This window comes from Bacillus sp. AF23 (genome assembly GCF_020861455.1).
Lineage (GTDB): Bacteria > Bacillota > Bacilli > Bacillales > Bacillaceae > Bacillus > Bacillus halotolerans.
Window position 1 is genome coordinate 57,473 of the sequence record NZ_JAJHVY010000016.1, and the last position, 12,889, is coordinate 70,361.

Consider the following 12,889-nt stretch of genomic DNA (forward strand, 5'->3'; position numbering starts at 1 on the left):
ATGAAATTTGTAAAAAACGATCAGACTGCTGTTTTCGCCCTCGGAGGACTGGGCGAAATCGGTAAAAATACGTATGCGGTGCAGTTTCAGGATGAAATTGTGCTGATTGATGCGGGGATCAAGTTTCCCGAGGACGAACTGCTCGGTATTGATTACGTCATTCCCGATTACACGTATTTAGTTAAAAACGAAGATAAAATTAAAGGGCTTTTTATCACTCACGGGCACGAAGACCATATCGGCGGCATCCCGTACCTGCTTAGACAAGTCAATATTCCCGTTTACGGCGGTAAACTCGCGATCGGCTTACTTCGGAATAAACTTGAAGAGCACGGATTATTAAGACAGACTAAGCTTAACATCATCGGTGAGGATGATATCGTAAAATTTCGCAAAACGGCTGTGTCATTCTTTAGAACAACACACAGTATTCCGGATTCCTACGGTATTGTTGTAAAAACGCCGCCCGGAAACATCGTACATACTGGAGATTTCAAATTCGACTTTACTCCAGTCGGCGAGCCGGCAAACTTAACGAAAATGGCCGAAATCGGCAAAGAAGGCGTTCTGTGCCTCCTTTCAGACAGCACAAACAGTGAAAACCCGGAGTTCACTATGTCTGAACGCCGTGTCGGAGAAAGCATTCATGACATTTTCCGCAAGGTGGACGGCCGAGTTATCTTCGCTACATTTGCGTCGAATATTCACCGCTTGCAGCAGGTAATTGAGGCTGCTGTATTAAATGGAAGAAAAGTTGCCGTATTTGGACGCAGTATGGAATCGGCTATCGAAATCGGACAAACTCTCGGCTATATTAACTGTCCTAAAAATACGTTTATTGAACATAACGAAATCAATCGCATTCCTGCCAATAAAGTAACAATCCTGTGTACAGGAAGCCAAGGGGAACCGATGGCGGCTTTATCCAGAATTGCAAACGGCACACACCGGCAGATTTCAATCAATCCTGGAGATACAGTCGTATTTTCTTCATCCCCTATCCCGGGCAACACAATCAGCGTGAGCCGCACAATTAACCAGCTGTATCGTGCGGGGGCCGAAGTTATTCACGGACCTCTTAATGATATCCATACATCCGGTCACGGCGGACAGGAAGAACAAAAGCTGATGCTTCGTTTAATCAAGCCTAAATTCTTCATGCCGATTCACGGTGAGTACAGAATGCAAAAGATGCATGTCAAGCTTGCGACAGATTGCGGCATCCCTGAAGAAAACTGCTTTATCATGGATAACGGTGAAGTATTGGCGCTTAAAGGCGATGAAGCTTCAGTTGCCGGTAAAATCCCATCCGGTTCAGTATACATCGACGGTAGCGGTATCGGTGATATTGGAAATATCGTGCTTCGCGACCGCAGAATTCTTTCTGAAGAAGGTCTTGTGATCGTCGTTGTCAGCATAGATATGGATGACTTTAAGATTTCAGCGGGCCCTGACTTGATTTCCAGAGGGTTTGTTTACATGAGAGAATCAGGTGATTTGATCAATGACGCCCAGGAGCTTATTTCAAACCACTTGCAAAAAGTTATGGAACGAAAAACCACTCAATGGTCAGAAATCAAAAATGAGATCACGGATACGCTTGCTCCGTTCTTATATGAAAAAACGAAACGCCGCCCAATGATCCTTCCGATCATTATGGAGGTTTAAAAAAAGATGCACTCACTTAGGAGTGCATCTTTTTTATTGCAGTGCTATATGCTGAAATGACTTTACATCAAACAATCCTGTTGTCGTCATTTTGATGTCAGGAATGACAGGCAAAGCCAAGAATGAAAGCGTCAAAAATGGGTTAAACCGGTCTTTAAAACCGATAAATGAGAGCTTTTCATGAAGCGTCATTAAGCTTTGATTCACTAATTCTGCAGATTGGTCGGATAATAACCCCGCAATCGGCAGAGCAACCGAGTGAAGTTCTTCCCCGTCTTTTATAACTGTTAATCCGCCGCCAATTTCCTGCAGCTTATTAACTGCGGCTGCGATATCGGTGTCATTTGTCCCCACGGCAATGATATTATGCGAATCGTGTGAAATCGTTGTTGCAATCGCCCCGCTTTTCAAACCAAATCCTTTCACAATACCAAGTCCCGTTTCTTTTAATCCCTTATGCCGTTCCACGACTGCAATCTTTAACAAGTCAAGATCGATATCAGGCTGAAAAATGGGTGCTTCTGGAGCCGGAACACTCACCAGGCGTGTTTCAAGCTGATTTGGTATGATTTGAATGACATTCATCTGCTGCTGGGGATCAATTGGCATATGAAAATCCTGTTCGGAAAGAGGAGCAGCAAGGTTAACGGAATGAAGCAGCGCCGGGTCTGGTGTTAGCGTATGAGCTTGCGCCTGACAAACTGCTTTATTATCTTCAGCAACAGTTTGTCCTTTTACCAACGTCTTTGTGACAGTGACATTTTCCACATCTGAAATAAAGAGCAAATCGGCGTCAAATCCCGGAGCAATCGCTCCCTTTGTATCTAGGCCGTAGCATTCCGCTGCATTCAGGCTTCCCAATTGGTATGCCAAAAACGGATCGAGGCCAGCTTGAATAGCCTTTTTCACCTGATGATTCACACTTCCCTCTGACAATAAATCATCTACGTGTTTATCATCAGTACAGAAAAAGAAACGGCGCGCATTCTTTTCATTAACAGCCGGCAGCACTTTCATTGTATTTTTGGCGACTGACCCTTCTCGCATCATGACGTACATTCCTCTTCTGATACGATCCAGCGCTTCTTCCTTCGTCGTTACCTCATGATCGGTCAAGACAAAAGCGGTTCTGTAAATATTGATGAGATCAGTTGACAAGCCTGCTAAATGTCCGTCAATCCGTTTCCCCGCGCTCCGGGCATCAAACAGCTTATTAACCATGTCTGCTTCACCCTGCTCAACCGATACATAATCCATCACTTCAGCCAGACCCAATACCTCTTTCTCTTCGTAAAATGGCTTCAAATCGGCCGCCCGAAGTACCGCACCGGATCGCTCAAAGCTGGCGGCAGGCACACTGGAGGGAAGCATAAAATGGATATTCAGCGGTGTTTGCCGAGCCTGTTCAATCATAAATTTGATCCCTTCCTGACCGGACACGTTCGCTATTTCATGCGGATCGGTAATGATGGTCGTCACGCCATTCGGCAATACGGCTTTTGCAAACTCGATCGGTGTCACCATTGATGACTCAATATGTACATGACCATCAATAAATCCCGGCACAATGACTTGCCCCTCTGCATCAATGGTTTCTTCACCTTCATACTGGCCGAGGCCTACAATCACTCCGTCTGTTATCGCAATATCTTCATAAATCCACTCATGATTATATACGTCCATGATTTTCCCGTTCTTAATGACGATGTCAGCTTTTTGTCTGCGGGCTGAAGCATTCAGCCTTTTGACCAGCGCTTCTTTATTCAAATGGCCCCCTCCTCTTTTTTATTTATATGGTACAATATGCTATCGGAACGCTTATCCGTAGTCAATAAAATTTTAGTAAATTGGCGCTTAGTTCATTAAAGTTGTTATATTCTGATAATATTAAAAAACCGCCCCTAAGGACGGCTTATATTTCTTCTATTTCGTATGAAGAACTCTTTTCTCAAAACGTGAAATATCCGTAACCGATCCAATGACGATGAGAATATCTTCTTGATGTATCACTTCAGTCGCAAGCGGCGACACGATGACTTCCTTGCCCCTTTTAATCGCTACAATATTAATACCGTATTTCGCCCGTATATCTAAATCGAGAAGAGTGTTTCCGGCAAGACGGCTGTTGGCAACGATCTCGACAAGACTATGCTCTTCTGACAGCTCCAAATAATCAAGTACATTGTTGGAAACGATATTATGCGCAATTCTTTTTGCCATATCACGTTCCGGGTGGACAATGTGATCCGCGCCGATTTTGGACAGCACTTTTTCATGGTAATCATTCTGAGCCTTAACTGTAATCGTATTGACACCTAGTTCTTTGAGAATCAGAGTTGTTAATATACTCGCCTGAATATTTTCACCAATCGCAACAATGACGTGGTCAAAATTCCTCAAACCTAAATTTTTCAGAACAGATTCATCGGTCGAGTCTCCGATGACGGCATGTGATGCAATCTTGGCATACTCGTTGACTTTATCTTCATCAATATCCATCGCCATGACCTCGACGCCCTCTTCACTCAATGCTTTGCATATACTTCCACCAAAACGGCCGAGTCCAATTACGGCAAATTCTTTTTTCATAGTGGTGCTCCTTTACCTAACATCATATTGATCAAATTTTAACATATTCTTTTGAGGCAGTGTTAATTTCATCAACCTTTTGGCAGCGAATTCATATGCTGCTTAAGCCGTTCAGTAAAGCCCTTGGTCAAATAAAGCTCCGCTCCCCGTTCAATCTCGATTTGATAATGCTGAGGAGGTGCTGTTTCTGCTTCTTTTCGGAGGACGAGAAAGGTTAAACAATCGGTATAGAGCTTTCCCCCTGCTTCAACGTCTACAAATGCCGGCCGATAGGTATGAGATTCAACCCCTTCCCTTTTATACAAATAGGCGACAGCTGAAAAAGGAAGACGATACAACACCCCTTCTGTCGTACCTCCGTCTTCAGTGATATCCGCTCTTGAGCCGTCTGGCCTTTTTAACGTAAAGCGGGTTGTATACCCTTTTAAAACAGCTCCTCCCACTGGATCTTGAAAATAATGATCAACCCCTGCTTTTTGAAAACGGGCATTGTCCATACAAGATCCGTAGGCAAAATAGTACACGGGATCTTTAGATTTGCTGATCATCTGATGTTCTTTCCAGTCACCGCTGCCTATGTTCACAAAGTCAGCACAATCATATTTTTTCATATAATATACAACTGCTTCCTTGATTCCAGCATCAGTTTCGACATGTACAGATGTCTTGTGGTAGCCTTGATAAAAAAGATCAAGCTTATGTATAAACGATTCATCTGCTTCATATATCTCACCGCAAATATAGCCATCAGCCCCAAACACGGCCGCAGGTTCCTCGGCTGCCGTATTAAAAAGACTTCCCTTTGTCCGCGCCTGCTCACTGATACAAGCCGACTGTGATAACAAATGATGATTTTTTTCATGCTTCCTTAAAGTCCCATATACAAACAGAAGCGAGTTCATCTTGTTTTTCCCCTCTCAGCTGTCAGATTTCAAAGGCAAAACAACTTGAAAGATGCTGCCTTTTCCAGCTTCACTTTCAATCTTCAATTCCCCGTTATGTTCCTTTAATATTCTCAAACAAATGGCGAGCCCCAGCCCTGTGCCTTTCTCCTTTGTTGAATAAAAAGGTTTTCCGATTTGCTCAAGCTTTTCCTGTGACATGCCGTTTCCTTCATCTTTTACGCTTATTACGACGTGTGAAGCTGTTTTAGCAGTGGAAATCGTTACGATACCGCCTTTTGGCATTGCTTCAATTCCATTTTTGATAATATTGATAAAAACCTGCTTCAGCTGGTTTTCGTCCCCTTTAATCATACAGGCTTCCGTCTCACCAAAATTCTTTTCTATAGCAATATTGGACAATATGGCATTCGTATCAAGCAATGTCGTGACTTGTTTCAAAATTTCATTGATTGGGTGCGTTTTAAATGTAATTTCCTGCGGCTTCGCCAGCAGCAGCAGCTCGCCGAGCACCAAGTCAATTCTTTTAATCTCTGAAAAGATGATATCAAAATAATCTTTTCTATCCGGATATGATGTTTTCATAATTTGAAGGAATCCGCTGACGGACGTTAAAGGATTTCTGACTTCATGTGCAATGCCGGCAGCCAGTTCACTCGTGATTGACAGTTTCTGCGACTCCCTCGCAAGCCGTTCATTGATTTCCAGAAGCTCATCTTCAGCCTCTTTTCGCTCAGTGATGTCTGACATTGTACCCAGGCTTCCGGTAAATTGCTCATCTCGGTCATAGTAAAGTTTATAGTGAACCTCGCCCCAAAAAATCGTCCCGTTCTTTGTCACATATTTTGCCGTAAACATCCCAGAGGACGCTTTGTTTTTGATTTGAGTATTAATGTGATCAGCTACATGCTTTTCTTTTATGAAATAATCATTATACATTGTCCCCATACATTCACTGATCGAAAAACCTGTGATAGCTGCCCACGCTTGATTTAAGTATGTAATTTCGCCTTTTGCATTTGTTTGAAAAACGATCTCCTGTAAATTATCCATGATGCGGTTCTTCTCATCAGAAAGCTGTTTATACTTCCATTCATTATCTTTCATTTTCTTGACCAGCTGTTTTTTCTCATCGACATAATACGCCAGCATCCAGACACTGAAAATCGTTACTGCTGTATACACAATGTCAACAGGCCAATTAATCGGGTTTTTGCCTATAAAATAAAATAAATAATCCCAAAACATAATAAAAATCATCGCCAAAATAATGGAAATGATACGTGCTTGATATTTTCTCATATGACCACCTGCCGCTTGTGTTTCTCTGTTTATTGTACCATTCTTCGACAAATAATTGAGTAAAATATGTAAAGTATCCCAAATCATTCATTACCTTTTGTTCATGATGTCATATCTTAGGCGGCGGTAATCAGAAATCGGCACGCAAAAAAAGGCGGAGATTACACCATTCCGCCTTTTTCAACATATATTATTCTTTTAAAGCGGCTTGAATTTCTTCGAGAAGCAGCTGTGCGCCTTCAGGGCTTAACGTAATTTTACCGTTGCCGTACTCTTTATTTTCTGAAGTGATTTCCCCAGTCATTAAACAAATGCCATGAGGTTTGTACTTTTTCAAAATAATTTTATCGCCCTCGACAAAAAACTCAATGCTGTCTTTAATAGCAATATCCAGTGCCCGTCTTAACTCTATCGGCATAACAATACGGCCTAATTCATCTACTTTTCTTACAACACCTATTGATTTCATAAAAACCCTTCTTCCTTAAATGTTTCTTTTTTCATGTAATATTCAAGGTTGTCCCTCAATATATCGTAGACGTACGAAACGCAGAAAAAGTTTCCCGCTTTCTTGAAGAATCGCAAGATATTTTTTCCATAAAACCGAAAAATGTATTACTTCTGTTACACCCTTCCGCAGTTTTTTACAAAAACATTTCTTTCCCGACGCACACCCCCAAAAATCGCTTCTTTTCTTAGAAACTTTAAATGTAGAATCATATAAAATCAGGATAAAGATTGGGTGAAAACATGTTTCAATCAACTGAAATTGGAATTGACTTAGGAACAGCTAATATACTTGTTTACAGCAAAAATAAAGGAATCATCTTAAATGAACCTTCTGTTGTCGCAGTAGATACAACGACTAAAGCAGTGCTTGCGATCGGGACTGACGCGAAAAATATGATCGGTAAAACACCGGGAAAAATTGTCGCTGTCAGACCGATGAAAGACGGCGTTATCGCTGACTACGACATGACAACTGATTTGTTAAAGCACATCATGAAAAAAGCCGGAAAGAGCATCGGCATGTCGTTCAGAAAGCCGAATGTCGTTGTGTGCACACCATCAGGCTCAACTGCAGTAGAACGCCGCGCCATCAGTGACGCGGTGAAAAATTGCGGAGCGAAAAACGTCCATTTAATTGAAGAACCGGTGGCAGCTGCAATCGGAGCGGATTTGCCGGTTGACGAGCCGGTTGCTAACGTGGTGGTAGATATCGGCGGCGGGACGACGGAAGTCGCGATTATTTCCTTTGGAGGCGTTGTCTCCTGCCATTCAATCAGAATCGGCGGCGACCAGCTTGATGAGGATATCGTTGCTTTTGTGCGGAAAAAGTACAATTTGCTGATCGGTGAACGCACAGCTGAGCAGGTTAAAATGGAAATTGGCCATGCATTGATTGAGCATGTGCCGGATGCAATGGAAATTCGCGGACGTGACCTTGTGACGGGGCTACCGAAAACCATTATGCTTCAATCAAATGAAATTCAAAACGCGATGCGTGAATCTCTCCTTCATATTCTTGAAGCGATTAGAGCCACACTTGAGGACTGTCCTCCTGAATTAAGCGGAGACATTGTCGATCGCGGCGTAATTTTAACAGGCGGCGGGGCGCTTCTTAACGGAATCAAAGAATGGCTGTCAGAAGAAATCGTTGTACCTGTACACGTGGCGCCAAACCCGCTTGAATCCGTGGCAATCGGCACCGGCCGTTCTTTAGAGGTGATTGATAAGCTCCAAAAAGCGGTTAAATAATCCTTTTCTCGCAAAATCTCAGAAAGTAATTGAAATTCCTGCTTCTTTTTTCCTCTCTCGCTTCATATTGTGGGAAATGGAGAAACGATAAGGAGGAAACAGATGCTTAGAGATTTAGGAAGACGGGTAGCGATTGCAGCCATTTTGAGCGGAATCATTCTTGGAGGCATGAGCATTTCACTGGCAAACATGCCTCATGCGCCTGAAGGCACTGTAAAAATGAATCATCCATAAGTGTTGAAAAGCCCAAGACCAATTTGTTTTGGGTTTTTCTCTTTGCACTCCTTTCTTTTCTTTATAGGAGATTATTTGATATGATGAGAAAAAAGCACGAGGAGGAAAGATTGATGGATACATTTTCAGAGAAACTAAATACATATGCCCAGCTGGCGGTTGAGGTCGGCGTTAATGTCCAAAAAGGCCAGTATGTGGTGGTAAATGCTTCGACGGAAGTACGCGATTTCGTCCGTCTGATTGTAAAACATGCATATGAAAAAGGCGCAAAAAATGTAACAGTGAATTGGCAGGATGACGAAGTGGCCAAATTAAAATATGAACTGGCGCCGTTTGAAGCCTTTGAAGAGTATCCTGAATGGGAAGCGAAAGGCAGAGAAGAGCTTGCCAAGAAAGGAGCTGCTTTCATTTCAGTCGTATCCTCAAACCCAGATTTACTGCAAGGGGTAGATTCCAAACGGATTGCCGCCTTCCAAAAAGCTGCAGGCAAAGCGTTACATACATACAGACAATACATTCAATCTGATAAAGTGAGCTGGACTGTCGTCGGTGCTGCATCAGCAGGTTGGGCTCAGAAAGTCTTCCCTGGCAAATCAGAAGAGGAAGCGACACAGCTCCTGTGGGAACAAATTTTTAAAGCCACACGCGTAAACGAAGAAAATCCGGTTCAAGCGTGGATCAATCATGATCAAAACCTTCATGAAAAAGTTGATCATTTGAACCAAAAACATTATGCCGCTTTACATTACCAAGCAGAAGGAACTGATTTAACAATCAAGCTGCCGAAAAAACACGTTTGGGCAGGTGCCGGAAGCGTAAATGAAAGCGGACATGAATTTATGGCCAATATGCCGACAGAAGAAGTATTCACACTGCCGCAAAAAGACGGGGTTGACGGGTTTGTATCGAGCACAAAACCGCTAAGCTACGGCGGGAACATTATCGAAAACTTCACGCTCACATTCAAAAACGGCCGTATTGTTGACATTAAAGCCGAAAAAGGAGAAGACATTTTAAAAGAATTGGTCGAAACAGATGAAGGCTCTCACTATCTTGGTGAAGTAGCTCTTGTCCCGTACGATTCGGCTATTTCACAGTCAAATATTCTTTTTTACAACACTTTATTTGATGAAAATGCGTCAAATCACCTGGCGATCGGCAGTGCCTATGCTTTTAATATTGAGGGCGGAAAACAGATGTCTCGCGAAGAGCTTGTCAAAGAAGGCTTAAATGAAAGCATTACCCACGTAGACTTTATGGTTGGTTCTAAGGATATGAACATTGATGGAATTACTGAAGACGGAAAAAGAGAACCTATCTTTAGAAATGGAAATTGGGCTTTTTAAATAAAGAAGGAGGCTTTCGCCTCCTTCTTATTTTTTTGCTTCATACATTTGCAGATTGGCATAAACTGTTTCTAATATTGGTGTTGACAGAGACAAACGCTTTGCTTTATCAAGCAAAAAGCCGTGCAGATGATCTCCTTCTGTCGTTTGGCCATTTTCCATATCACGGAGCATGGAGGATTTCATATGATAAGACATGCTTGTCATTGTGCGGAAGCTGTCTTCTTCAAGCTCTGGATCAGCCGGAACTCCTTCCTTGCGCAAGATCATGCCGATTTCCCCAATGAGTGTTCGCGCAGTGTGCCGCCCGCTCTCTGTTTCAAGGATTGGTCCAAGCGGTCTTTGAAATAAGGTTGTCACTCCTGCTTGTGCTGCAATAAACAGATATTTTTTCCAGATGTCTTTCTCAATATGCCCGCTAATGATGACCTCTGCCTTCACTCCTGCAAATGCTTCCTCAAGCTCTTTTATCCGTTCCGTGCGCTCACCGTTCCATTCACCGAACACAAAACGATGCGACGCACTTGTATGTTTGATTTCTCCCAGATTGTTTAAAGCACTTTCTATGAAACACAGCCCGCCCAGCACCTGATCTTTCGAAAATGCCGTAAACAGCTGCTCGTAGTGACGATAACCGTTTAAGAAAGGAATAATGACTGATTCGCTGTGGACAAAAGGTTTGACATCGCTAATCACCTGACCGAGTGAATATGCTTTAGAAGCGATGATGATCACATCAAACTGTTCTTTTTCTCCTGCAGTGATTACTGCGGGCTGAAAGGACACGTCACCCTTTTCACTATGAATAACTAGTCCCGTTTGTTTTAACTGTTCAGCTCTTTTTTGGCGGACAAGAAACGTCACCGCATTCCCTTTCTCTGCAAGCCGTCCGCCAATATAACCGCCTACTCCACCTGCTCCGACAATTAAAAATTTCAAGTTAATGTCCCCTTTCTTTTCTATGTACAAAAAAAAGCAGAGAATTCTCTGCTTTTTTTATTACGCGTATAGTTCAGCCAGTTTATTCTGCACATCAGCATTTTCAAGGAACTCGTCATAGCTCATTTGCTTGTCAACAATGCCATTAGGTGTAATCTCTATGATTCTGTTGGCAATCGTCTGTACAAACTGGTGGTCATGTGATGTAAACAGCATAGCGCCTTTAAAGCTGATTAAGCCATTATTGAGCGCTGTAATAGATTCTAGGTCTAAGTGGTTGGTCGGTTCATCCAAAATTAAAATATTGGCGCCAGAAAGCATTGCTTTCGAAAGCATGCAGCGAACCTTTTCTCCCCCGGATAAAACATTTGCTTTTTTGTGTACTTCTTCACCGGAAAACAGCATGCGTCCTAAGAAGCCCCGTAAAAAGCTCTCACTTTGGTCATGAGGAGAATATTGGCGAAGCCAGTCTACAAGATTTAAATCACTGCCTTCAAAATATTCGCTGTTGTCTTTAGGGAAGTACGCTTGAGATGTCGTCACGCCCCATTTAAATGTTCCGCTGTCAGCTTCCATTTCCCCGGAAATGATTTTGAACAGAGTAGTAACAGCCAATTCGTTACGCCCTGTAAAAGCAATTTTATCTTCTCTATTCATAATAAAGCTGACATTGTCGAGAACTTTTACACCGTCAATTGTTTTCGTTAATCCTTCTACCCGGAGAACGTCATTACCGATTTCTCGTTCCGGTGTGAAATTGACGTAAGGATAACGGCGTGAAGACGGTTTAATATCATCAAGAGAAATTTTATCAAGAAGTTTCTTTCTTGAAGTCGCCTGTTTTGATTTAGACGCATTTGCGCTGAATCTGGCCACAAACTCTTGTAGCTGTTTAATTTGCTCTTCTTTTTTCTTGTTCGCTTCTTGAGAAAGCTTCAAAGCAAGCTGGCTTGATTCATACCAGAAATCATAGTTTCCGACGTAGATTTGGATTTTGTTAAAATCAAGGTCAGCAATATGTGTACACACTTTATTTAAAAAGTGACGGTCATGGGATACAACAATCACAGTGTTTTCAAAGTTAATCAGAAACTCTTCCAGCCACTGAATTGCCTGAAGGTCTAAGTGGTTCGTCGGCTCATCAAGAAGCAGGACATCGGGCTTGCCGAATAATGCCTGAGCCAAGAGAACTTTCACTTTTTCGGAGCCGCCAAGATCTTCCATCTTCTTCGTGTGAAGATCTTCTGAGATGCCGAGACCTTTTAGAAGGATCGCAGCTTCACTTTCTGCTTCCCATCCGTTCAGCTCTGCAAATTCACCTTCGAGCTCTGCCGCACGAATTCCGTCTTCATCCGAGAAATCAGGCTTCATGTAAATTGCGTCTTTCTCCTGCATGACCTCGTATAAACGCTTATGTCCCATAATCACAACTTTTAGCACTTCATACTCTTCGTACTCAAAGTGGTTCTGTTTCAGGATGGCAAGACGCTCGCCAGGACTCATATGAACATCGCCTGTCTGAGGCTCAATTTCTCCTGATAACACTTTCAGAAACGTTGATTTACCAGCACCATTGGCACCAATTAACCCGTAGCAGTTGCCTGGGGTAAATTTAATATTTACATCTTCAAATAACTTGCGATCCGCAAAACGCAAGCTCACATTATTTACTGCAATCATTTAATATCCTCCATCATGTCTATCATCATTAAAAGTATACCATGAATGGAAGACAAGAGAAATGCTTCACTGATAAAAGCAGGCAGAAACACTTCTACACTAAAAGGGCGAAGCTGTGATACAATTGAAGACAAAGAGGATGCATCCAGATGGAAAATCATACATTCTTACTCGGAGGAACACATTGAGGCTTTTAACACTGACTGAATATTGCTTATTGATCTTTTTTACAGGCTTTTACCTTGCCGTAACTGGCTTTACCGCCAAAGATATCGGATTATATATCGGGATCGCCCTGATTTATATCTTCTCACATATCTTCTCTAAACGGTTATTAGAAAAACGCGGCAAAGAGAACAAGCAAGTGCACCTTTTCTTCAGTGTGCTGGCCATTATCGGTTCAGTATTTGTCACTGTATTATGCATTGCATTAGTCGCTTCTTTTTCCAATTAAAAAACGCCTGCTGTCCA

13 protein-coding genes are annotated in these 12,889 nt (G+C 42.5%); 5 read left to right on the forward strand and 8 right to left on the reverse strand.

The genetic code is table 11. The features are described from left to right. Nucleotides 1-1,668: a ribonuclease J1 gene (rnjA, locus tag LNN34_RS08245; protein WP_010334096.1), complete on the forward strand. Its 1,668-nt coding sequence runs from the start codon at nt 1-3 to the stop codon at nt 1,666-1,668. A gap of 33 nt (nt 1,669-1,701) precedes the next feature. Here rnjA and ade read toward each other — a convergent pair whose 3' ends face one another. The 5 genes from ade to abhA all read right to left on the reverse strand — a co-directional run bounded on the left by ade (nt 1,702) and on the right by abhA (nt 6,930). After that, a complete protein-coding gene (ade, locus tag LNN34_RS08250) occupies nt 1,702-3,435 on the reverse strand; it encodes an adenine deaminase (RefSeq protein ID WP_202656967.1) in 1,734 nt (577 codons plus the stop codon). A 156-nt stretch (nt 3,436-3,591) separates the two neighbouring features. After that, complete coding sequence (gene ktrC, locus LNN34_RS08255) at nt 3,592-4,257, reverse strand: Ktr system potassium transporter KtrC (RefSeq protein ID WP_010334094.1); 666 nt, start codon at nt 4,255-4,257, stop codon at nt 3,592-3,594. Between the two features lie 71 nt (nt 4,258-4,328). Then, entirely contained in the window at nt 4,329-5,159 is an 831-nt protein-coding gene (locus tag LNN34_RS08260; protein ID WP_099042907.1) for a gamma-glutamylcyclotransferase, read from the reverse strand. A gap of 15 nt (nt 5,160-5,174) precedes the next feature. Continuing rightward, nucleotides 5,175-6,461: an ATP-binding protein gene (locus LNN34_RS08265; protein WP_044156033.1), complete on the reverse strand. Its 1,287-nt coding sequence runs from the start codon at nt 6,459-6,461 to the stop codon at nt 5,175-5,177. Nucleotides 6,462-6,651: 190 nt separating this feature from the next. Next, nucleotides 6,652-6,930 (reverse strand): transcriptional regulator AbhA, encoded by a 279-nt coding sequence (gene abhA / locus LNN34_RS08270; RefSeq protein WP_024121253.1) that lies wholly within the window; start codon nt 6,928-6,930, stop codon nt 6,652-6,654. Nucleotides 6,931-7,211: 281 nt separating this feature from the next. Here abhA and mreBH point away from each other — a divergent pair, with 281 nt between their 5' ends. From mreBH to LNN34_RS08285, 3 genes are all read left to right on the forward strand, one after another. Further along, nucleotides 7,212-8,219 carry a cell shape-determining protein MreBH gene (gene mreBH / locus LNN34_RS08275; RefSeq protein WP_024121252.1) on the forward strand — a complete coding sequence of 336 codons (1,008 nt, stop codon included), beginning with the start codon at nt 7,212-7,214 and terminating at the stop codon, nt 8,217-8,219. Nucleotides 8,220-8,321: 102 nt separating this feature from the next. Next, entirely contained in the window at nt 8,322-8,453 is a 132-nt protein-coding gene (locus LNN34_RS08280; protein ID WP_024121251.1) for a protein YkpC, read from the forward strand. Nucleotides 8,454-8,566: 113 nt separating this feature from the next. Beyond that, nucleotides 8,567-9,799, forward strand: a complete 1,233-nt coding sequence (locus LNN34_RS08285; RefSeq protein WP_229043082.1) for an aminopeptidase — start codon at nt 8,567-8,569, stop codon at nt 9,797-9,799. A 27-nt stretch (nt 9,800-9,826) separates the two neighbouring features. Here the strand turns inward: LNN34_RS08285 and LNN34_RS08290 are convergent, their stop codons facing one another. The 3 genes from LNN34_RS08290 to LNN34_RS08300 are packed head-to-tail and all read right to left on the reverse strand — an operon-like array spanning nt 9,827 to nt 12,552. Beyond that, a complete protein-coding gene (locus tag LNN34_RS08290) occupies nt 9,827-10,738 on the reverse strand; it encodes a ketopantoate reductase family protein (protein ID WP_059292851.1) in 912 nt (303 codons plus the stop codon). 60 nt (nt 10,739-10,798) lie between these two features. Then, a complete protein-coding gene (locus LNN34_RS08295) occupies nt 10,799-12,418 on the reverse strand; it encodes an ABC-F family ATP-binding cassette domain-containing protein (protein ID WP_229043083.1) in 1,620 nt (539 codons plus the stop codon). Beyond that, a complete protein-coding gene (locus tag LNN34_RS08300; RefSeq protein WP_157722710.1) occupies nt 12,415-12,552 on the reverse strand; it encodes a hypothetical protein in 138 nt (45 codons plus the stop codon). The genes LNN34_RS08295 and LNN34_RS08300 overlap by 4 nt, the downstream gene beginning before the upstream one ends. 50 nt (nt 12,553-12,602) lie before the next feature. On the opposite strand from LNN34_RS08300, the gene LNN34_RS08305 reads away from it, so the two are divergent. Next, nucleotides 12,603-12,872: a hypothetical protein gene (locus LNN34_RS08305; RefSeq protein WP_010334087.1), complete on the forward strand. Its 270-nt coding sequence runs from the start codon at nt 12,603-12,605 to the stop codon at nt 12,870-12,872. Nucleotides 12,873-12,889: the final 17 nt, after the last annotated feature.

Coding starts and splice junctions, on each gene's coding strand:
- LNN34_RS08265 (WP_044156033.1), bottom strand. CDS start 6,461: ATGAGAAAATATCAAGCACGTATCATTTCCATTATTTTGGCGATGATT.
- mreBH (WP_024121252.1), top strand. CDS start 7,212: ATGTTTCAATCAACTGAAATTGGAATTGACTTAGGAACAGCTAATATA.
- ktrC (WP_010334094.1), bottom strand. CDS start 4,257: ATGAAAAAAGAATTTGCCGTAATTGGACTCGGCCGTTTTGGTGGAAGT.
- LNN34_RS08285 (WP_229043082.1), top strand. CDS start 8,567: ATGGATACATTTTCAGAGAAACTAAATACATATGCCCAGCTGGCGGTT.
- LNN34_RS08295 (WP_229043083.1), bottom strand. CDS start 12,418: ATGATTGCAGTAAATAATGTGAGCTTGCGTTTTGCGGATCGCAAGTTA.
- LNN34_RS08280 (WP_024121251.1), top strand. CDS start 8,322: ATGCTTAGAGATTTAGGAAGACGGGTAGCGATTGCAGCCATTTTGAGC.
- rnjA (WP_010334096.1), top strand. CDS start 1: ATGAAATTTGTAAAAAACGATCAGACTGCTGTTTTCGCCCTCGGAGGA.
- abhA (WP_024121253.1), bottom strand. CDS start 6,930: ATGAAATCAATAGGTGTTGTAAGAAAAGTAGATGAATTAGGCCGTATT.
- LNN34_RS08260 (WP_099042907.1), bottom strand. CDS start 5,159: ATGAACTCGCTTCTGTTTGTATATGGGACTTTAAGGAAGCATGAAAAA.